Origin of the sequence: Microbacterium pasadenense, from assembly GCF_047246565.1 — a bacterium.
In the GTDB taxonomy this organism is placed as follows: domain Bacteria; phylum Actinomycetota; class Actinomycetes; order Actinomycetales; family Microbacteriaceae; genus Microbacterium.
In genome coordinates this window covers 183,078-201,953 of record NZ_JBFOKN010000002.1, presented here as the reverse complement: position 1 = coordinate 201,953, position 18,876 = coordinate 183,078, and the positions used below count along the sequence as shown (strand labels likewise).

At 72.4% G+C, this 18,876-nt stretch carries 18 protein-coding genes and 2 riboswitches; of the genes, 10 read left to right on the top strand and 8 right to left on the bottom strand.

The annotated features are described in order from the left end of the window. Positions 1-10 precede the first annotated feature (10 nt). The 4 genes from gcvH to AB3M83_RS07050 form a co-directional block, all read right to left on the bottom strand. Positions 11-391 carry a glycine cleavage system protein GcvH gene (gcvH, locus tag AB3M83_RS07065; protein ID WP_412946393.1) on the bottom strand — a complete coding sequence of 127 codons (381 nt, stop codon included), beginning with the start codon at positions 389-391 and terminating at the stop codon, positions 11-13. Further along, complete coding sequence (gene gcvT, locus AB3M83_RS07060) at positions 388-1,518, bottom strand: glycine cleavage system aminomethyltransferase GcvT (RefSeq protein ID WP_412946391.1); 1,131 nt, start codon at positions 1,516-1,518, stop codon at positions 388-390. The genes gcvH and gcvT overlap by 4 nt, the downstream gene beginning before the upstream one ends. Before the next feature lie 11 nt (positions 1,519-1,529). Next, positions 1,530-2,888 (bottom strand): L-serine ammonia-lyase, encoded by a 1,359-nt coding sequence (locus AB3M83_RS07055; protein WP_412946389.1) that lies wholly within the window; start codon positions 2,886-2,888, stop codon positions 1,530-1,532. Positions 2,889-2,995: 107 nt separating this feature from the next. Further along, positions 2,996-3,087: riboswitch (glycine riboswitch) on the bottom strand. Continuing rightward, positions 3,088-3,174: riboswitch (glycine riboswitch) on the bottom strand. A 55-nt stretch (positions 3,175-3,229) separates the two neighbouring features. Then, a complete protein-coding gene (locus AB3M83_RS07050; protein WP_412946386.1) occupies positions 3,230-4,399 on the bottom strand; it encodes a MarP family serine protease in 1,170 nt (389 codons plus the stop codon). Positions 4,400-4,539: 140 nt separating this feature from the next. Between AB3M83_RS07050 and AB3M83_RS07045 the strand changes: the two genes are divergently transcribed. The 6 genes from AB3M83_RS07045 to AB3M83_RS07020 are packed head-to-tail and all read left to right on the top strand — an operon-like array spanning position 4,540 to position 11,055. After that, positions 4,540-5,223 carry an NUDIX hydrolase gene (locus tag AB3M83_RS07045; RefSeq protein WP_412946384.1) on the top strand — a complete coding sequence of 228 codons (684 nt, stop codon included), beginning with the start codon at positions 4,540-4,542 and terminating at the stop codon, positions 5,221-5,223. 10 nt (positions 5,224-5,233) lie between these two features. Beyond that, positions 5,234-6,562: a quinolinate synthase NadA gene (gene nadA, locus AB3M83_RS07040; protein WP_412946382.1), complete on the top strand. Its 1,329-nt coding sequence runs from the start codon at positions 5,234-5,236 to the stop codon at positions 6,560-6,562. Continuing rightward, entirely contained in the window at positions 6,559-8,100 is a 1,542-nt protein-coding gene (gene nadB / locus AB3M83_RS07035) for an L-aspartate oxidase (protein ID WP_412946380.1), read from the top strand. Before nadA ends, nadB begins: the two co-directional genes overlap by 4 nt. Then, positions 8,100-8,957 carry a carboxylating nicotinate-nucleotide diphosphorylase gene (gene nadC, locus AB3M83_RS07030; protein ID WP_412946378.1) on the top strand — a complete coding sequence of 286 codons (858 nt, stop codon included), beginning with the start codon at positions 8,100-8,102 and terminating at the stop codon, positions 8,955-8,957. Before nadB ends, nadC begins: the two co-directional genes overlap by 1 nt. Continuing rightward, the gene (locus AB3M83_RS07025) at positions 8,957-10,096 is read left to right on the top strand and encodes a cysteine desulfurase family protein (protein WP_412946376.1); all 1,140 of its coding nucleotides are present in this window, start codon (positions 8,957-8,959) and stop codon (positions 10,094-10,096) included. Before nadC ends, AB3M83_RS07025 begins: the two co-directional genes overlap by 1 nt. Further along, positions 10,096-11,055, top strand: coding sequence for a glycosyltransferase family 2 protein (locus AB3M83_RS07020; protein ID WP_412946373.1), 960 nt, complete (start codon positions 10,096-10,098; stop codon positions 11,053-11,055). The genes AB3M83_RS07025 and AB3M83_RS07020 overlap by 1 nt, the downstream gene beginning before the upstream one ends. A 10-nt stretch (positions 11,056-11,065) precedes the next feature. Here the strand turns inward: AB3M83_RS07020 and AB3M83_RS07015 are convergent, their stop codons facing one another. Continuing rightward, the gene (locus tag AB3M83_RS07015; protein WP_412946370.1) at positions 11,066-12,949 is read right to left on the bottom strand and encodes an ABC transporter ATP-binding protein; all 1,884 of its coding nucleotides are present in this window, start codon (positions 12,947-12,949) and stop codon (positions 11,066-11,068) included. A 196-nt stretch (positions 12,950-13,145) separates the two neighbouring features. On the opposite strand from AB3M83_RS07015, the gene AB3M83_RS07010 reads away from it, so the two are divergent. Beyond that, on the top strand, positions 13,146-14,624 hold the full coding sequence (locus AB3M83_RS07010) for an MDR family MFS transporter (protein WP_412946368.1): 1,479 nt from the start codon (positions 13,146-13,148) through the stop codon (positions 14,622-14,624). 49 nt (positions 14,625-14,673) lie between these two features. On the opposite strand, the gene AB3M83_RS07005 is transcribed toward AB3M83_RS07010, so the two are convergent. After that, entirely contained in the window at positions 14,674-14,796 is a 123-nt protein-coding gene (locus AB3M83_RS07005; RefSeq protein WP_412946365.1) for a hypothetical protein, read from the bottom strand. A gap of 85 nt (positions 14,797-14,881) precedes the next feature. Here AB3M83_RS07005 and AB3M83_RS07000 point away from each other — a divergent pair, with 85 nt between their 5' ends. Continuing rightward, the gene (locus AB3M83_RS07000; protein WP_412946363.1) at positions 14,882-15,430 is read left to right on the top strand and encodes a type 1 glutamine amidotransferase domain-containing protein; all 549 of its coding nucleotides are present in this window, start codon (positions 14,882-14,884) and stop codon (positions 15,428-15,430) included. A 27-nt stretch (positions 15,431-15,457) separates the two neighbouring features. After that, positions 15,458-16,414: a hypothetical protein gene (locus AB3M83_RS06995; RefSeq protein ID WP_412946361.1), complete on the top strand. Its 957-nt coding sequence runs from the start codon at positions 15,458-15,460 to the stop codon at positions 16,412-16,414. 54 nt (positions 16,415-16,468) lie between these two features. On the opposite strand, the gene AB3M83_RS06990 is transcribed toward AB3M83_RS06995, so the two are convergent. Then, positions 16,469-17,353 carry an SDR family oxidoreductase gene (locus AB3M83_RS06990; protein WP_412946359.1) on the bottom strand — a complete coding sequence of 295 codons (885 nt, stop codon included), beginning with the start codon at positions 17,351-17,353 and terminating at the stop codon, positions 16,469-16,471. Positions 17,354-17,570: 217 nt separating this feature from the next. Between AB3M83_RS06990 and AB3M83_RS06985 the strand changes: the two genes are divergently transcribed. Then, on the top strand, positions 17,571-17,867 hold the full coding sequence (locus AB3M83_RS06985; protein ID WP_412946356.1) for a hypothetical protein: 297 nt from the start codon (positions 17,571-17,573) through the stop codon (positions 17,865-17,867). A gap of 1 nt (position 17,868) precedes the next feature. On the opposite strand, the gene AB3M83_RS06980 is transcribed toward AB3M83_RS06985, so the two are convergent. After that, the gene (locus AB3M83_RS06980) at positions 17,869-18,837 is read right to left on the bottom strand and encodes a helix-turn-helix domain-containing protein (protein ID WP_412946353.1); all 969 of its coding nucleotides are present in this window, start codon (positions 18,835-18,837) and stop codon (positions 17,869-17,871) included. Between the last annotated feature and the right edge of the window lie 39 nt (positions 18,838-18,876).

Sequence of the window (18,876 nt, the reverse complement as noted above, 5' to 3'; positions counted from 1 at the left end):
AAGGTCGAGCTCACGCCTCGCCGCCCGTCAGCGCGACGTAGCCGTCACGGTCGAGCAGTCCGTCCGTCGACGCGGCGTCGACACGGATCTTCAGCAGCCACGCGTCGAACGCGCCGCCGTTGACCGAGGAGGGGTCGTCGACCACGGCGTCGTTCACCTCGACGACCTCGCCGCTCAGCGGGGCGAACAGCTCGCCGACGGACTTGGTCGACTCGATCTCGCCGACGACGGCGCCCGCGGTCACGGCCGTTCCGACGCTCGGGAGCTCGACGAAGACGACGTCGCCGAGCTTGTCGGCGGCGTAGTCGGTGATGCCGACCGTCGCGATGTCGCCGTCGAAGGCGATCCACTCGTGCTCGGCGGTGTAGGACAGGGCGGTCAGATCGGTCATTTCTTCCTCCGGTAGAACGGCAGCTCGGTGACGACGGCGGGGATGCGGGTCCCGCGGACGTCGATGGTCAGTTCGGTCCCGTCGGCGGCGGCCGACGGGTGGACGTAGGCCATCGCGATGGGATGGCCGAGAGTGGGGCTGAGGGCGCCCGAGGTGATCCCGCCGACGCGCTCGTCGCCGGAGTACACGTCGTACCCGGCCCGGCCGGCGCGACGTCCCTCCGCCACGAGCCCCACGAGGACGGGAGCTTCGAGCAGCTCTCGGGCGGCGAGGCCCTCCTTGCCGACGAAGCTCTCCTTGTCGGTCGCGACGACGCGGCCGAGGCCCGCCTGCGCCGGCACCGTGTCGATGCCCAGCTCGTGTCCGTACAGGGGCATGCCGGCTTCGAGGCGCAGGGTGTCGCGCGCGGCGAGCCCCGCCGGGACGAGGCCATGGGAGGCGCCGGCATCCGTGAGCGCCTGCCAGAGGGCGGATGCCACGTGGGTGGGCACCAGCACTTCGAAGCCGTCCTCGCCGGTGTACCCGGTGCGGGCGATGAAGGCCCGCTCCCCCGCGAAGTCGCCGGCCGACCAGGCGTAGTAGGGCAGGTCCGCGAGCGCAGGCTCGACGGCGCTGAGCCCCGCCGCCTCCTCGAGGATCGTCCGCGCGGCGGGTCCCTGCACGGCGATGAGGGCCATGCCGTCCGTGACGTCCTCGATGCGCGGTGCGTCCGGCCAGGCCGCGTCGGCCGATGCGAGCGCGGCGGCCACGGCCTCGCGGTTGCCCGCGTTGGAGATGATCAGGAAGTGCTGCTCGCCGGTGCGGTAGACGATGACGTCGTCGATGATGCCGCCGGACTCGTCGAGGACGAGCGAGTACTTCGCCTTTCCGACCTTCATCGTCGAGATCCGGCCGGCGAGCACGTGGTCGAGGAAGCCGGCGGCGTCGCCGGCCGAGATCCAGAACTCCGCCATGTGCGAGATGTCGAAGATGCCCGCCGCTGCGCGGACCGCGTGGTGCTCGGCGAGGTCGGAGGTGTACCGCACCGGCATGAGCCAGCCGCCGAAGTCCGTGAACGAGGCGCCCAGGCCCTCGTGCACCTCGTGCAGCGGCGAGCGCCGCAGCCCGTCGGTCGGGGTGTCCGTCATGTCGTCTCCGCTCAACATTCCACGACGCTGACGGCCAGTCCGCCCAGCGACGTCTCCTTGTACTTGCTGCTCATGTCCCGGCCGGTCTCCCACATCGTGAGGATCACCTCGTCGAGCGACACCTTGTGGCTGCCGTCGCCCCACAGCGCCATCTTGGCGGCGTTGATGGCTTTGGCGGCGGCGATCGCGTTGCGTTCGATGCACGGGATCTGCACGAGACCGCCGATCGGGTCGCAGGTCAGCCCGAGGTTGTGCTCCATCGCGATCTCCGCGGCGTTCTCCACCTGCCGCGGCGTCCCGCCGAGCACCTCGGCGAGTCCGGCGGCGGCCATCGACGACGCGGACCCGACCTCGCCCTGGCAGCCGACCTCGGCGCCCGAGATCGAGGCGCGCGCCTTGTAGAGCACGCCGATCGCCGCGGCGGTGAGGAAGTAGGGCACCGCGATCTCCGCGCGGGAGCGCCCGGCCGGAGCGAAGTGGGTCGCGTAGTGCAGGACCGCCGGGACGATCCCGGCCGCGCCGTTGGTCGGGGCCGTGACGATGCGGCCGCCCGACGCGTTCTCCTCGTTGACGGCGAGAGCCACGAAGTTGACCCATTCCTGCCACAGCGACGGGTCGGTGCCGGCCGGGTCCTGCGCGACGAGCCGGGCGTGCCACTGCGGGGCGCGGCGCGGCACGTTCAGCCCGCCGGGCAGCATCCCCTCGCGAGCGGCTCCGGAGCGGACGCTGGCCTCCATGACGTCGACGATGTCGAGGATGCCGGCGCGCACCGTCGCCTCGTCGCGCGAGGCCACCTCGTTGTGCAGCATGACGTCGGCGATGCCGAGCTGCTCGCGCGCGCAGTGCGCGAGCAGTTCGGCGGCGGTCTCGAAGGGAAAGGGCACGGCGACGTCTTCGGCATCCGTCGCCGCCTCCCCGTCCCGCAGGATGAACCCGCCGCCGACGGAGTAGTAGATCGCCTCGTCCAGGAGCGCGCCCGAGGCGTCCTCGGCCCGGAACCGCATGCCGTTGCTGTGCCCCGGAAGCAGGGTGAGGGGATGGAGGACGATGTCGTCCTCGCCGAAGACGACCTCGGTCGCGCCGCCGAGGCGCAGCCGTCCGCTGCGGTGCAGAGCGGCCGCTCGCGCCTCGACCTCGTCGGGGAGGATGCGGTCGGGCCGGCAGCCCTCGAGCCCCAGCAGGACGGCGAGGAACGTGCCGTGGCCGCGGCCCGTCGCCGCCAGCGAGCCGTAGAGGTCGACGCCCACCCGCGCGATCGCGCTCGCATCGAGACGCGACACGAAGTCGGATGCCGCACGCATGGGGCCGACCGTGTGGGAGCTCGACGGCCCGAGACCGACGCGGAAGAGGTCGAACACCCCGATCGTCATGAGCGGGGCGGTCGCACGAGGAGCGGGTCGACCGGGTGGGCGACGGGGACGGCGGGACGGGGAGGTGCTGTCATGAGGAACTCCGAACGACGCGAGAAGCGGTGGGTTCCTCCCCCTCTGTCATCGGCCTGAGAGATTTCGCAGATCCAGTCTGCTTGCCCCGTCGGCGGGCACGCAAGGGTGCCGCTTTTCAGAGTGACCTGTCGTCTCGGTACGTGGGCCTGAGAGATTCCGGGGAGGGATTGCTCCTTCGGCAGCCGCGAGCGGCTTCTCCCGAGACGACGTGATGGTCGGTATTCGATTGTCGGCCGAGCCTATCACCGGGCGGCGCGACGCGCCGATCAGCCGGTGCAGGCCCCGGAGGCGACGGGCTCGTCGTCTGCCCGGGCCTCGAGCGCCGGCGCGAGCTCGGCGCTCGTCATGGCGTAGCCGCGCTCTTCGTCGTCCTCGCCGCGGGCGAAGACGACGCCGGTCACCTCGCCGTCCTCGGTCAGCAGCGGACCGCCGGAGTTGCCGGGCCGGACGTTCGCCTCGAGGGCGTAGATCTCGCGCGACGCCGTGCCGTCGTCGTAGATGTCGGCGACCAGCGCGTCGCCGACCGACAGGACGTAGGCGACGCCGCTCGTGAACGGCCCGCCCAGCGGGTAGCCCTGAACGGCGACAGAGGTGCCGGCGTCGACGGCGTCGACGATGGGCAGCGGAGCCGCGCCGAGGCCCGGGACGGCGATCACGGCGAGGTCGTCGGTCGGGTCGAAGTAGACGATCCGACCCTCTTCCGCCTCGCGCCCGGGGAGTTCCACGAGCGGCGCGTCGACGCCCGCGACCACGTGCGCGTTGGTGACGACGAGGTCCTCGGCGGCGACGAAGCCGGACCCGGTCAGCGAGGCGCCGCAGGCGTACGCGTTGCCGCTGATCCGGGCGACGGATGCCGCGGCCCGCTGCAGCTCGGGGTCGTCCAGGGCGACCGGGGGCGCCGTCGGCTCGACCTCGGGCGCGAGCAGCTCGCCGACCCGCGGGATCCCCTCGTCGACGACGAAGCCGCGGAACTCGGCGAGCGCGGCGTCCATGGCCGGCGGGGTGAGGTCGTCGAGGAGGCCGAGCACACGCGACGACGCCACGGCCGGTGCGATGACGGGGGTGCCGGAGCTCACGACCGTGCCGGCGACGAGGAGCAGGATGACGGCGAAGGATGCCGCGTTGACGAGGGCGCCGAGGACCCGGTCCAGCGGCGCGAGCTTGGCGCGGTCGATCCCCTTCCGCAGCCGAGCGCCGACGGCGGTGCCGACCGCGGCGAGGGCCGCGACGATGGCGAGCGCGATCGTCAGCAGCACGAGCGTGCGGTACTCCCAGTCCGCGAACGTTGGGGCGACGACGGGCGTCAGCCACACCGCGACGGTGACGCCGAGCAGCACGCCGACGAGGGTCCCGGCGGTGGCGACGAGCCCGCGCAGGAGGCCGCCCAGGAGGGCTGCGACCAGGACGAGCACCACGATGATGTCGACGACCAGCACGACGAGCCTCCTCTTGCGAGGCCGCGCACGACGGGCTGACGTGGTCCTCGCAGTCAGCGTAGGGGGCGAGTCCGGGAATTCCCCTTGCTTGCAGTTCAGGTCGCTCGGACCATAAGATGGGAGTGGAGGTTAGAGTCCCCATGACCAGAAGCCGCCCGGACCACGGGATCCGCGTCGCCGTCTCGACCGTCATCTTCAGTCTCCGGCGCGAGTCGGACGACGACGAGGCGCGCGTCGTGCTGCCCGTGGTGCGCCGCACCCGGGACCCGCAGAAGGGCCTGTGGGCCCTCCCGGGCGGATGGGTCGACAGAGCCGAGAACCTCGAGTCCACGGCATCCCGCACCCTCGCCGAGACGACCGGCCTCGCGCCCAGCTACCTCGAGCAGCTGTACGCGTTCGGGGACGTCGGCCGCTCCCCCACCCGCGTCGTCTCCATCGTGTACTGGGCCCTCGTGCGGGAGGACGTCTCGCGCGCCGCCGAGCAGCACAACGTCGCCTGGTTCAACGCCACCGAGCTGCCCGGGCTCGCCTTCGACCACACCGCGATCGTCGACTACGCGCTGTGGCGGCTGCGCAACAAGGTCGGCTACAGCCGGATCGCGCACGGTCTCCTCCCCGACCGGTTCACGCTCGCCGACCTCCGTGAGGTGTACGAGGCGATCCTCGGCCGGCGCCTGGACCCCGCGAACTTCCGCCGCCAGGTGGAGAACTCCGGCACCCTCATCCCGACCGACGACTTCCGCACCGGCAGCCACCGGCCCGCCCGCCTCTACCGCTACAACCAGGATGTCGAGCTGGCCGACCGCGGCCCGCTCCCGCAGTGAAGGACCACTCATGACCTCTCCGCTCACGCTTCAGCCCCGCCCGCTCGACCCCAGCGTCGATCACGGCATCCAGGCCATCGTCGCGGGCGCCGCGACGACCGAGACCTGCAACACCGACCTCGCCGCCGGGCCCTGGACGTTCGACTCGCGTCCCGGCTACGGCCCCGGATCGTCCATGGGCGACGTCATCCCCACCGGCGCGCCCCGGCAGGGCCAGCTGCCCGAGGAGTATCGCGAGGCCAGCGAGATCGAGCTGGCGGCCCGCATCACCGCCGCCAAGACCACGCTCGGCGACCGCGTGGTGGTGCTCGGACACTTCTACCAGCGCGAAGAGGTCATCGCCCACGCCGACTACGTGGGCGACTCGTTCCAGCTGGCGGGCGCCGCCCTCGAGCACCCGGACGCCGAGGCGATCGTCTTCTGCGGCGTCCACTTCATGGCCGAGACGGCCGATCTGCTGTCGCGGCCCGAGCAGGCCGTCATCCTGCCGAACCTCGCCGCGGGATGCTCGATGGCCGACATGGCCGACATCGACCAGGTCGAGGACTGCTGGGAGCAGCTGGCCGAGGTGTACGACGACCCGGCGATGCTGACGGGGGCCGGCACCCCCGACGCCGACGGCCTCGTCCCGGTCGTCCCGGTCACCTACATGAACTCGTCCGCAGCGATCAAGGGGTTCGTCGGCCGCCACGGCGGCATCGTCTGCACCTCCTCCAATGCCCGCACCGTGCTCGCCTGGGCGTTCGCCCGGGGTCGTCGCGTGCTCTTCTTCCCCGATCAGCATCTCGGACGCAACACCGCGAAGGCGATGGGCGTCCCGCTCGAGCAGATGCCGATGTGGAACCCCCGCCGCCCGCTCGGCGGATCGACCGAGGACCAGCTCGCCGCATCCCGCGTCATCCTGTGGCACGGCTTCTGCTCGGTGCACCGGCGCTTCACCGTCGACCAGATCGACCGGGCGCGCGCAGAGCACCCGGGGGTCCGCGTGATCGTGCACCCGGAATGCCCGATGGACGTCGTCGACGCGGCGGACGAGGCGGGATCGACCGACTACATCCGGAAGGCGATCGCCGCGGCATCCGAGCCGACCACCTTCGCCATCGGCACCGAGATCAACCTCGTCCAGCGGCTGGCCGCGCAGTTCCCGCAGCACACCGTCTTCTGCCTCGACCCGGTCGTGTGCCCCTGCTCGACGATGTACCGCATCCACCCCGGCTACCTCGCCTGGGTGCTCGAGGGGCTCGTCGCCGGCGAGGTGCGCAACCGCATCACGGTTCCGGCGGACGTCGCCGACCCGGCGCGCGTCGCGCTCGAACGGATGCTGGCGGCGAAGCCGTGACACCCGCCGTCGTCGTCGTGGGATCGGGCATCGCCGGCCTGACCGCGGCGCTGCACGCGATCGCCGGCGGCTGCCGCGTGACCCTCGTCACGAAGGACGTCCTCGACCACGCGAACACACGGTACGCACAGGGCGGGATCGCAGGCGTCATGTTCCCCGACGATCGCGTCGAGGACCACGTCCGCGACACCCTCACGGCGGGAGCGGGTCGGTGCGACGAGCGGGCCGTGCGCGTGCTCGCCGCGGAGGGACCGGCGCGGATCCGCGAGCTCATCGACCTGGGCGTCGCCTTCGACCGCGCCGCCGACGGCGCGTTCCTCAAGGGGCTCGAGGCCGCCCACTCCTACCCTCGGGTGCTGCATGCGGGCGGGGACGCGACCGGCACGGCCATCGAGCGCGCCCTCGTGGCCGCCCTCCGCGGGGCCGACGCGGCCGTCCGCGAGCACGCCTTCCTCGTGGACCTCGTCACCGACGGCGGACGGGTGGCGGGGGTCGATCTGCTCCTCGACGACGCACCGGGCCGCCCCGGCCGGCGCGAGCGGATCGCCGCGGATGCCGTGATCCTCGCGACCGGCGGCGCCGGGCAGCTGTACGCCCACTCGACCAATCCGACGGTCGCGACGGCGGACGGCATCGCCGCGGCCGTCCGCGCCGGCGCGGCGGTGGCCGACCTGGAGTTCGTCCAGTTCCACCCGACGGTGCTCGCCGCCGGTGAGGCGTTCCTCGTCTCCGAAGCGGTCCGCGGCGAGGGCGCCGTGCTGCGCGACGAGCGCGGGCGCCGATTCGCCCTCGACGCACACCCCGACGGCGAGCTCGCGCCGCGCGACGTCGTGGCTCGCGCGATCGCCGCCGCGATGGAGCGGCAGGACGGGCGGCCCGTGCTGTTGGACGCGACACGCGTCGGCGACCCCGGGTTCCTCGCCCGGCGCTTCCCGACGATCGACGCCGCCGTCCGCGCCCGCGGTCTCGACTGGACCCGCGAGCCGATCCCGGTGACCCCCGCCGCCCACTACCTCATGGGCGGCGTCGTCACCGACCTCGACGGGCGCACCGGCGTCCCCGGCCTGTACGCCGTCGGCGAGGTCGCCTGCACCGGGGTGCACGGCGCGAACCGCCTCGCGTCGAACTCCCTCCTCGAGGGCGCCGTCTTCGGTGCGCGCGCCGGCGACGCGGTGGCCGCGGATGCCGCCGCACCGGTGTGGCCGGTCCCCGCCGCATCGCCGCCGGGACCGGCATCCGTCCAGCCCGTCGTCGACGCGCCGCCGTTCAGCCGGGCCGCCCTGCAGGATCTGCTCTGGACCGAGGCAGGCCTCGTCCGGGACGGCGCGGGCCTGGCGCGCGCCGCCGCCCTCCTCGCGGCCTGGGCGGACGGTGCGGTCGCCCGCGCGGCCGTCACCGAGTCCGCCCTCGAGGACGAGAACCTGCTCGTCGTCGGTGCGCTGCTCGTCGCCGCCGCCCGGGCGCGCACGCGCTCCGTCGGCGCCCACCACCGCCGCGACGACACCCCCGTCGCGGCCGCCCTGGAAGGAGCCGCGTGATGCTCACGCCGCCCGTCATCGACCGTGTCGTCCGCGCCGCCCTCGACGAGGACGCGCCCTGGGGCGACCTCACGAGCGAATATCTGATCCCGGCGGACTCCGTCGCGACCGCCGACCTCGTCGCGCGTGAGGCCGGGGTCTTCAGCGGCGGGCAGGTGTTCGCGGCCGCGTTCGCGCTCACCGACCCGCGCGTGGACGTCGAGCTGCGCGTCGCCGACGGCACCCCGTTCTCGCCGGGGGACGTGCTCGCGTCGGTCACGGGGCCCGCACGCGCCATCCTCACGGCGGAGCGCATCGGGCTGAACTTCGCGCAGCGGATGTCGGGGGTCGCGACCGTCACGGCGCGCTACGTCGCCGAGGTCGCCGGGACCCGGGCGCGCATCGTCGACACGCGCAAGACGACCCCCGGGCTCCGCGCGCTCGAGCGGCACGCCGTACGCAGCGGCGGCGGTCACAACCACCGCCACTCGCTGTCGGACGCCGTCATGGCCAAGGACAATCACCTGGCACTGCTGACCCGCGGCGGCGCATCGGTGACCGAGGCCCTGATCGCCGCCAAGGCCCGTCTCCCGCACACCGCCCACCTCGAGGTCGAGGTCGACCGGCTCGACCAGATCGAGCCGGTGCTCGCCGCGGGCGTCGGCACGATCATGCTCGACAACTTCTCGCTCGCCGACCTCCAAGCCGGCGTGGCACAGGTCGCCGGACGCGCCACCGTCGAGGCTTCGGGCGGTGTCTCGCTCGACACGGTGGGCGCGATCGCCCGGACGGGCGTCGACGTCATCTCGGTCGGCGCCCTCACGCACTCGGCGCGTGCGCTCGATCTCGGGCTCGACATCCGCATCGACGGCTCCTGATGCTCTACCTCGACGCGGCCGCCACCACCCCGGTGCGCTCCGAGGTGCGCGAGGCGATGCTGCCCTTCCTCGACGAGCGCTTCGGCAACCCCTCCAGCGTCCACACGCTGGGTGGAGATGCGGCGACCGCCCTCGACGACGCACGCCGTCGGGTCGCCGCGATCGTGGGCATGCGTCCGGGCGACATCGTGTTCACCTCGGGCGGGACGGAGGCGAACAACCTCGCCGTCAAGGGCATCGCGATCGCCGCGTCGCTGCGGCGCGGCGCGCCGGTCCACGTCGTCACCAGCCCGATCGAGCACGAGTCGATCCTCGCCTCGTGCGCGTACCTCGAGCGCGTGCACGGCTTCACCGTCACCCGGGTCGCCGTCGATGCGCGCGGGCGCATCGATCCGGATGCCGTGGCCGCGGCGGTCCGGGGCGACACCGCCCTCGTCTCGATCGGGTTCGCGAACAACGAGGTCGGCACGGTGCAGGATGCGGCGGGCCTCGCCGCCGTCGCGTCGGCCGCGAGGGTCCCGCTGCACCTGGACGCCGTGCAGGCCGCCGGGTGGCTGCCGCTGTCCGGCACCGGCGCCGACGCCCTCTCGATCGCCGGCCACAAGGTCGGGGCGCCCAAGGGCATCGGCGTCCTCGCGGTCCGCGGCCGCATCCCTCTCGAGCCCGTGCTCCACGGCGGGGGCCAGGAGCGGGACCGGCGCAGCGGCACCGAGAACGTCGCAGGCGCCGTCGCCCTCGCCGTCGCGCTCGAGCTCGCCGAATGCGAGCGCGACGAGAGCGCCGTGCGCACCGCCGCCGTGCGCGACGCGTTCACCGCTCGCGTCCTCGAGCTCGTCCCCGAGGCGCGGCTGACCGGCGACCCGATCCGTCGCCTGCCCGGCACCGCGAGCTTCACGTTCGCCGGTGTCAGCGGGGAGGCCGTCCTCCTCGAGCTGGAGCGGCGCGGCGTGGTCTCCTCCAGCGGGTCGGCGTGCGCGGCCGGGAGCGACGAGCCCTCGCACGTCCTCGTCGCGATGGGGATCGCGCCGGAGGTGGCGCAGACGTCGGTTCGCTTCACGTTGGGGCACCGGGCCGCGGGCGACCCGGCCGCCGTGGCCGCGGCGGTCGCGGCATCCGTCACGGCGGTACGATCGCGGTGATGAGCAGCCCGACCGTCACCGTCATCGTGCCCGGCCGGAACGTCGGCGCCTTCGCGGCGGAAGCCCTCGACTCGCTGCGCGCACAGACCTCCGACGGGTGGCGGGCGATCCTCGTCGACGACGCGTCGACCGACGAGACGGGGGAGATCTTCGCGCGGGCCGCGGCGGACCCCCGGTTCAGCCTGATCCGGCACGATGTGGCACGGGGTCTCGGCGCGTCGCGCAACGAGGCGCTCGACGCCGTCGACACCCCGCTCGTCGGCTTCCTGGATGCCGATGACATCATGCGGCCTCGCGCGCTGGAGACTCTCGTCGGCTCACTGGCCGGCACCGGCAGCGACATCGCCGTCGGCGCCTACGTGCGGCTGAAGCCGGATGCCACCGGCGCCTACTCGCCGGGCGAGGTGCAGCCGTGGGTCACGGCCGCCACCGCCCCGGCCCGACGTGCGACGACCCTCGCCGAGCACCCCGACGTCTCGGGCAACATCGTCGCCTGGTCCAAGGTGAGCCGCATCGACCTGTGGCGGCGGAACGACCTGCGCTTCACCGAGGACCGTGCCTACGAGGATCAGGTCGTCGCCCAGCGGATCTACGCCTCGGCGCGCGCGATCGATGTCATCCCGGATGTCGTGGTGCAGTGGCGCGAGCGCGCCGACGGCACGTCGATCACGCAACTCCGCCATACCGTGCCGGTGCTGCAGGACTACCTCGAGGGGATGCGGGGCGGGCTCGCGGTCCTCGACGGGAGCGGCCACGCCGCCGCGGCGCGCTCCCGGATCAGCCTCATGCTCGGCATGGATGTGCCCGCGCTCGTCCGCATCGCCGAGCATCACCCCGACGACGCCTATCGTCGTCCGCTCGGCGCCTTCGTCCGCGACCTCGGCGAGCGGGCCGCCCGCGAGGGAATCGCGCTCGATCCGGCATCCGTTCCGCTCCTCGACGCCGCAAGGGCGTGGTGAGCGGCCGGGATCAGTCGAGGCCCGAGATCAGGCCCGCGGCCAGCTGCTGCGCGGCGAGCTCGGCGTAGAGCCCGCCCTGCGCCAGCAGCTGCGCGTGCGTGCCCGATTCGACGATGCGACCCGCGTCGACGACGTGGATGACGTCCGCGCCCACGACGGTGGAGAGCCGGTGCGCGATCGACAGCGTCGTCCGACCGCGCGCGGCCTCGTCGATGGCGTCCTGCACGACACGCTCCGAGACGGTGTCGAGGGCGGACGTCGCCTCGTCGAGCAGCAGGACGGGCGGGTCTTTCAGCAGCACCCGCGCGATCGCGATGCGCTGCTTCTCGCCGCCTGACAGGCGGTACCCGCGCTCCCCCACGACCGTGTCGTACCCGTCCTCGAAGCCGGCGATCACGTGGTGGATGTTCGCCGCGGTGCACGCCGCGACGATCTCGTCGTCGGCGGCGTCCGGCCGGGCGTAGCGGAGGTTGTCGCGGATCGACGCGTGGAACAGATAGGTCTCCTGCGACACGATGCCGATCCGGTCGATGATCGACGAGTGCCGCAGCGATCGGACGTCGGCACCGGCGAAAAGCACGGCGCCGGACACCGCCTCGTACAGCCGTGGCGCGAGATAGAGGATCGTCGTCTTGCCTGCTCCCGACGGCCCGACGAAGGCCACATGCTGGCCGGGCTCGGCGACGAACGACACGCGATCGAGCGTCGCCCGGGACTCCGCCGTGGCATCCGGGTACCGGAACGACACGTCCCGGAACTCGATCCGGCCGAGGGGGCCAGGCGCCGCCGCCACGTCGATCGCATCGGCCCGGTCCTCGATGGCGGGGACGAGGTCGAGGTACTCGAAGATGCGGGCGAACAGGGCCTGCGAGGTCTGCAGATCGAGCGCGACGCGCATGAGGCCCATGAGCGGCATCAGGAGACGGGCCTGCACGGTGGTGAACGCGACGACCGCGCCCGCCGTGATCGGGTCGGCGTCGCCGGCGATGAGGTACCCCGAGACGAGGTAGATGACGGCAGGGACCGACGCCATGATCACCTGCACCACGGCGAAGAACCCCTGCCCGCTCATCGCCTGCCGCACCTGCAGCGTGATCTGGTTGGCGTTCTCGCCGGAGTACCGCGCCGACTCGGCGCGCTGCCGGTTGAAGGACTTCGACAGCAGGATGCCCGACACGCTCAGCGTCTCCTGCGTGATGGCGGACAGCTCGGACAGCGACTCCTGCGTCTGGCCCGCGATGCGGGCGCGCACCTGGCCGACGCGCCGCTGCACGAAGACGAGGAACGGCATCATGACCACCGCGATGAGCGTCAGCCGCCAGTCGATGAGGATCATGGCGACGAGAGCGGATGCCACGGTGACCGTGTTGCCGAGGACGCTCGTGACCGTGTTGGTGAGGACTCCGGACACGCCGCCGACGTCATTCTGCAGCCGGGACTGGATGGCACCGGTCCTGGTCCGCGTGAAGAAGCCGAGATCCATCGCCTGCAGATGGTCGAACATGCGGACGCGGAGGTCGCCGGTGACCCGGTTGCCGACCGTGGAGGTGAACCAGGTCTGCGCGATCCCCAGCAGGGCGCTGAGGACGAACAGCGCGACCATCACCAGGACGAGCCACCCCAGCAGGCCCAGCACGGGACCGGAGCCGTCGAGCGGGAAGAGGGCCTCGTCGAAGATCCGCTGCACGATGAGCGGCGGGATGACGCCGACCGCGGCCCCCACGACCACCAGCACCGCCGTGACGGCGAGCTTGCCGCGGTACGGGCGGAACAGCTCGCCGACGCGTCGTCCCAGGTTCGGCACGCGCGGAGCGGCGGCGTTGAGCTTCCGCTGCGCCGCTTCGTCCACTCCGCGGAACCCTCCGCGCCCGCCGCCGGGCCCACGCATGCTCATCCCGTCACCCTAATCGCGGCCGCCTGCACCGGATCCGCAGCCCGGAACGGGAATGGCGGGCGGCGGTGGTTCGTTACGCTGGAGCGACGCGGTCATCGCCACGTCGCCTCACGATCACGCAGCCGCTCGGCTTCGATCCCCTGGTGGCACCTCTCACCGCTCTCGCACTTGCGTGACCGATTCCCGAAGGATCCTCTTGACTCTGCAGGACAGCTCCCCCGACACCGCGTCCACCCCGGTCGCCCAGATCGCCAAGCCGGGCCGCGTGATCGCGCTCCTCGTCGTCGCCGCGTTCGTCGTCATCCTGAACGAGACGACGATGGGCGTCGCGCTCACGAACGTCATGGCGGACCTCGGCATCACCGCCGCGACCGGCCAGTGGCTGACCACCGGCTTCCTCCTGACGATGGCGATCGTCATCCCGCTGACCGGCTTCCTGCTCGAGCGGTTCCCGCTGCGGACGGTGTTCTTCACCGCGATGACGCTCTTCTCCATCGGAACGCTGATCGCGGCGCTCGCGCCCGGGTTCGAGGTGCTGCTCGCCGGCCGCATCGTCCAGGCCAGCGGAACCGCCATCATGATGCCGCTCCTGTTCACGACCGTCCTCAACGTCGTGCCCGCCTCGCACCGCGGCCGGATGATGGGCGTCATCAGCGTCGTCATCGCCGTCGCGCCCGCCATCGGGCCGACCGTGTCCGGCGTGATCCTCTCGACGCTGTCGTGGCACGCGATCTTCTGGATCATCCTCCCCATCGCGCTGCTCGCCCTCGGCCTCGGCGCCGTGTGGGTGCGCAACGTCACGACGACCCGTCCCGACACCCGTCTCGACCTGCTCTCGGTGCTCCTGTCGGCCCTCGGATTCGGCGGGCTCATCTACGGTCTCAGCAGCATCGGCGAGTCCGCGTCCGGTCACGCCGCGATCCCGGTCTGGATCCCGCTCGTGGTCGGTGCGCTCGCGCTCGCCCTGTTCGTCGCGCGGCAGATCGGACTCCAGAAGTCGGACGGCGCGCTCCTCGACCTCCGGACGTTCCAGAGCCGGTCGTTCACCCTCGCCATCGTGCTCGTGGTCGTCGTGATGGCAGCCCTGTTCGGCTCGCTCATCCTGCTCCCGATCTACCTGCAGCAGGTGCTCGGACTCGACGTCCTGGCCGTCGGCCTGATGCTGCTGCCCGGCGGTGTGCTGATGGGCGCCATGGCTCCCGTGATCGGCAACATCTTCGACCGCGTCGGACCGACGCCGCTCGTCATCCCCGGCATGATCATCGCCGCCGCGTCGCTCTGGGGCATGGCGACCTTCGACGAGAACACGGGGGTCGCCTGGATCATCACGGTGCACCTCGCCCTGAACCTCGGGCTCGGCGCGGTGTTCACGCCGCTGCTGACCTCGGCGCTCGGATCGCTCCCCCCGCGGCTGTACCCTCACGGCAGCGCCATCGTCGGAACGGTGCAGCAGGTGGCCGGGGCCGCCGGCACCGCCGCGTTCGTCACCATCTTCTCCGTCACCACGGCCTCGGCGATCGCGACCGGTGCGGACGAGGTCCTGGCGAAGGCCGGTGGCGTGCACGCCGCTTTCCTCGTCGGTGCCGTGGTGGCGTCGCTGGCCGTCGTGCTCGCGTTCTTCGTGCGGAAGCCGGCCGAGCCGGCGCTCGGCGCCGCGCACCCCGCAGCCCACTGACGCGCGATGCCACCGGACGCCCGCGGGCGCCGGTGGCATCGTCTGTCGGTCAGTTCGAGCCGCAGCACCCGCCGCCGCAGCACGAGGAGCCCTCGTCGGCGACGATCTGGATCGGGTTCTTCTCGTCCGGCAGCGGCTGAAGCGTCGGAACGGGCAGCGAGGAGGTAGCCATGCGTCCATCGTATGCCCGCTACCGAGAGGCGGCTTCGCTGTCAACGCCCTCCGGCGCGCCGACGGCGGTGCGTAGCGTCGGGGCCATGAGCACACTCAGCGGAAAGCGCGTCGCGTTCCTCGCGACGGATGGATTCGAAGACAGTGAACTCACCTCGCCGTGGCAGGCCGTGACGGATGCCGGCGCGACGGCGGTGATGGTGGCTCCCGAGGAGGGATCGATCACCGGCAAGAACGGCCATGCGCAGCCGGTGGAGTTGACGACGCAGGCCGCGGATGCCGGCGACTTCGACGCCCTGGTCCTGCCGGGCGGCGTCGTGAACGCCGACCACCTGCGCCTCGACGAGGCCGCCGTCCGGTTCACTCGGGACTTCTTCGCCCAGCACAAGCCGGTCGGCGCGATCTGCCACGCGGCGTGGATCCTCGCCGAGGCCGACGTGCTCGGCGGCCGCAAGCTGACGAGCTACCCCAGCCTCAAGACCGACCTGGTCAACGCCGGCGCGGTGTGGGAGGACAAGGAGGTCATCGTCGACGCAGGACTGGTCTCGAGCCGCACCCCCGATGACCTCCCCGCGTTCAACGCGAAGGTCGTCGAGGAGATCGAGGAAGGGCCGCACTCCGGCCAGACCGCCTGACGCGGCCACCGACGGCAGAGCCCCCGGATGTCACGACTGCAGGGCCTGCGCGCGCAGCATCTGCGTGCGCGGGATGCCCGGCAGTCGGCATCCGGGGGCTCCGTCGTCGCGGCGGACACCGCCCGGCAGACGTACCGCGCCGTCCGGCTGGCGATCGTCGGCACCGTGGTGGCCCTCCTGATCGCCGTCGCGATCACCCGGCCCCGATACGACGAGCCGCTGCCGACGCTCAGTCACTACTTCTACACGCCCGCCGGCGCGATCTTCGTGGGGACGCTGGTGGCGGCATCCGTCGCGATGATCGCCCTGCAGGGCGGCGGCGTGCAGCAGGTGCTGCTGGACGCCGCGGCGCTCCTGCTGCCGCTCGTGGCGCTCGTCCCGGCCAACGCGGACAGCGCGCTCCTCGCCCGCCTCGGTCAGACGGCCTGCGCGGATGCCGATCCCTGCGTGCCGGCTCCCTTCGACGAGTACGCCACGACGGGGGCGGCCGTCTGGCTCGTGACGGTGCCCGTGGCACTCGCCGCCACCGCGGTCCTCGGCGTGATCGCCCGCCGCCGCGGCGAGGCCGCGACCGGGACGCTGACGCCGACGCTCGGGATCTGCGGTGCGCTGTGGGCGGCGGTGGGGGTGTGGTTCGGCGCGTTCCCCGCATCCTTCCTGGCACACGCGCACTACATCGCGGCCACGGCCTTCTTTCTCCTCATCGCCCTCGTCGCCCTGTGGCAGGCCTTCCTCGGGCCGCTCCGCGGCGCCCGACAGCTGACCGCCGGCGACCCGCCGACGCGGTTCCAGCGCGCCGCGCCTCTCGCCTACGCCGTCGTCGCCGCCTCGATGTCGATCGTCATCCTCGTCGGTGCCGGCATCCTGATCGGGGCGCCGAGCGGCGGGAGCGGGATGTTCTGGGTGGAGACGAGCGCGCTGATCCTGTTCGCCGTGTTCTGGATCGTGCAGACCGTCCAGAAGTGGGATCTCCTCGATCCGTGAGCGGGCATGCAGCGGCGCCCCGGCCGGATCCCGGTCGGGGCGCCGCCGTCGAGCTCAGAAGCCCTTGCCGCCGGTGACCGGCAGGACCGCGCCCGAGGTGTACGAGGCCGCCTCCGATGCCAGGTAGACGTATGCGCCCGCCAGCTCGACGGGCTGCCCGGCGCGTCCGAGCGGGGTGTCTTCGCCGAAGCCGTCCAGCTTCCCCTCGCCCCAGCCGGTCGCCGGGATCAGCGGCGTCCAGATCGGCCCGGGAGCGACGGCGTTGACGCGGATGCCGCGTGGTCCGAGGTCCTGGGCGAGAGCCTTCACGAACGCCACCTGCGCCGCCTTCGTCATGGCGTAGTCGATCAGGTTCGGCGACGGATTCGCCGCCTGGATGGACGACGTCACGATGATGGACGCGCCCGGCTTCAGGTGCGGGATCGCGGCACGGGCGGTCCAGATCATGGCGTACAGATTCGTCTTGAAGACGCGATCGAACTCCTCGGTCTCGAGGTTCTCGACCCCCTCGCGGTCCTTCTGGTACGCCGCGTTCAGCACCAGCAGGTCGAGGCCGCCGAACTCCGCGACGGTGTCCTCGACGATCTGCGTCGCGAACGCCTCGTCGCGCAGGTCGCCCGTCAGTGCGAGCCCGCTGCGACCGGCCTCCGTCACCAGTCGGATCGTGTCGTCGGCATCCGTCTGCTCCTCGGGCATGGCGACCACCGCCACATCCGCGCCCTCGCGGGCGTACGCGATCGCGACGGCGCGGCCGATGCCGGAGTCGCCTCCCGTGATCAGGGCGCGCCGACCGTCCAGGAGGCCGGAGCCCCGGTAGCGGTCCTCGCCGTGGTCGGGAGCGGGAGTCGTCTCCTCGGTCAGTCCCGGCTGCTCCTGGTGCTGCGCGGGGAACCCGTCGCTCGTGTGCTTCTCGCGCGGATCGTCGGCCTGCGTGCTCATGGCTCTGCTCTCCTTCTGTCCGATGGGAGCACCCACGCTAGAACGGCCCCCGCACCGTGCTGAGGGGGCTTGACGGATGCCCCGACGATCCCCGAGGCTCCGCGGCGGGGCCCGGCGTCGTCCCTAGCGAGGGGTCCGCGAGCCCGCAACCCCTGGTCGACCGGCGCCGGCAGGGCATAGCGTGCGGGTGTCCGGAGAAACGACGAAGGAGAAGCTGATGAGCGACGCAGACGCCAAGCCGAGCCAGGCCGAAGGCGAAGACCCCTCCCGCCCCGGCTCCGGCGACGGGGCCGAGGAGACCGGCCACCCCTCGCAGGCCGAGGGCGAGGACACGGACGACGACGACCATACCGGCGGTCAGGACGTCGAGGACCCCGAGGATCGGGGTGCGCCGGTCGCCGAATCCCACGTGGTGGTGTCCGACCATGACGGCCGCACGCGGGTCGACATCGCGGACGACGCGCAGATGAGGCCCGGCCCCGGTCCGGGTCAGCCCGACGCCGACCTCGGCTGAGTCAGCGTTCGAGGACGGCGTCCGGCGTCGTCCCGTACGTGCCGGCGTGCCGACGCACCAGATCCTGCTCGGAGAACCCCCACCGCTCGGCGATCCCGCTGACCGTCGTGCCGGCGGCGCCGTCCACCAGATCCCGGTGGGCGGCGTCCAGCCGCACCGACTCGAGGTGCTCCATGGGCGACCGGCCCGGCGTCGAATAGGTGCGGAAGGCTCGCTCGAGAGCCGCGGTCCCGACGCCGGCCGCCGCCGCGGCATCCTCAACGGACACCGGCAGCGACGCATGGTCGTCGAAGAACGCGACCGCCTTCCGGTAGGCCGCCTGCTGTGACCGTGCCGACTCGGCGCGCTCCCGACGCTCGCCCGACAGCGCGAAGGCCTCGAGGGTCGACACCGCGAGGGATCGGAACACGGAGGCGCGGACGAGATCGTTGTGCAGGCGCGGAGCCGCCTCGAACGCGAGCGCGGCCGCGGACCGCCAGGCTCGCAGCAGCGAAGGGGTCACGGCCCGATGCCCGTCGAACCGGACCTCGAGGCGGTCGTCGTTGTACACCGCCCGGGCGACGTCGGTGAGCGTGTCCCGCGAGAGGGTCACGACCCTCGCCGTCGTGTCGCTCAGCCGGCAGGTCAGGGGACCGGGCTGGAAGAGCACGGGGGCCGTCGCAGTGCCGTGCCGGCCGTCCACCTCCCAGTGATATCCGTGCGCGCTCTGGACGACGATGACGGCGGCGAGATCGACCTCCGCACGGTAGGCGCCCTCGACCTGCAGGCTGCGAAGCGTGAACCGCTCGTCTCCGACGCTGCGCTCAGCGAACGTGAGGTCGTCGGCGTAGAGCCCCACGGAGCCGTAGTTCCGCTGGATGTGGACTTCGGCCTCGCCGAGATCCGCTGACCGGAACTTCTCACGCCGCAGCGTCATGGGGACATCACCTCCGGAGCGCGACGCCGCGACGACCACGACGATCCGCCCCACCGAAAAGTCTACGTCCCGGTTCCCGGCCGCGACTCGCGC

Excerpts from the sequence above, each read along its gene's own strand:
- AB3M83_RS06990 (WP_412946359.1), bottom strand. The coding sequence starts at position 17,353 with ATGAGCACGCAGGCCGACGATCCGCGCGAGAAGCACACGAGCGACGGG.
- AB3M83_RS06995 (WP_412946361.1), top strand. The coding sequence starts at position 15,458 with ATGTCACGACTGCAGGGCCTGCGCGCGCAGCATCTGCGTGCGCGGGAT.
- gcvT (WP_412946391.1), bottom strand. The coding sequence starts at position 1,518 with ATGACGGACACCCCGACCGACGGGCTGCGGCGCTCGCCGCTGCACGAG.
- AB3M83_RS07045 (WP_412946384.1), top strand. The coding sequence starts at position 4,540 with ATGACCAGAAGCCGCCCGGACCACGGGATCCGCGTCGCCGTCTCGACC.
- AB3M83_RS07055 (WP_412946389.1), bottom strand. The coding sequence starts at position 2,888 with ATGACGATCGGGGTGTTCGACCTCTTCCGCGTCGGTCTCGGGCCGTCG.
- nadA (WP_412946382.1), top strand. The coding sequence starts at position 5,234 with ATGACCTCTCCGCTCACGCTTCAGCCCCGCCCGCTCGACCCCAGCGTC.
- AB3M83_RS07005 (WP_412946365.1), bottom strand. The coding sequence starts at position 14,796 with ATGGCTACCTCCTCGCTGCCCGTTCCGACGCTTCAGCCGCTGCCGGAC.
- AB3M83_RS07025 (WP_412946376.1), top strand. The coding sequence starts at position 8,957 with ATGCTCTACCTCGACGCGGCCGCCACCACCCCGGTGCGCTCCGAGGTG.
- AB3M83_RS07000 (WP_412946363.1), top strand. The coding sequence starts at position 14,882 with ATGAGCACACTCAGCGGAAAGCGCGTCGCGTTCCTCGCGACGGATGGA.
- nadC (WP_412946378.1), top strand. The coding sequence starts at position 8,100 with ATGCTCACGCCGCCCGTCATCGACCGTGTCGTCCGCGCCGCCCTCGAC.
- gcvH (WP_412946393.1), bottom strand. The coding sequence starts at position 391 with ATGACCGATCTGACCGCCCTGTCCTACACCGCCGAGCACGAGTGGATC.
- AB3M83_RS07020 (WP_412946373.1), top strand. The coding sequence starts at position 10,096 with ATGAGCAGCCCGACCGTCACCGTCATCGTGCCCGGCCGGAACGTCGGC.
- AB3M83_RS06985 (WP_412946356.1), top strand. The coding sequence starts at position 17,571 with ATGAGCGACGCAGACGCCAAGCCGAGCCAGGCCGAAGGCGAAGACCCC.
- AB3M83_RS07015 (WP_412946370.1), bottom strand. The coding sequence starts at position 12,949 with ATGAGCATGCGTGGGCCCGGCGGCGGGCGCGGAGGGTTCCGCGGAGTG.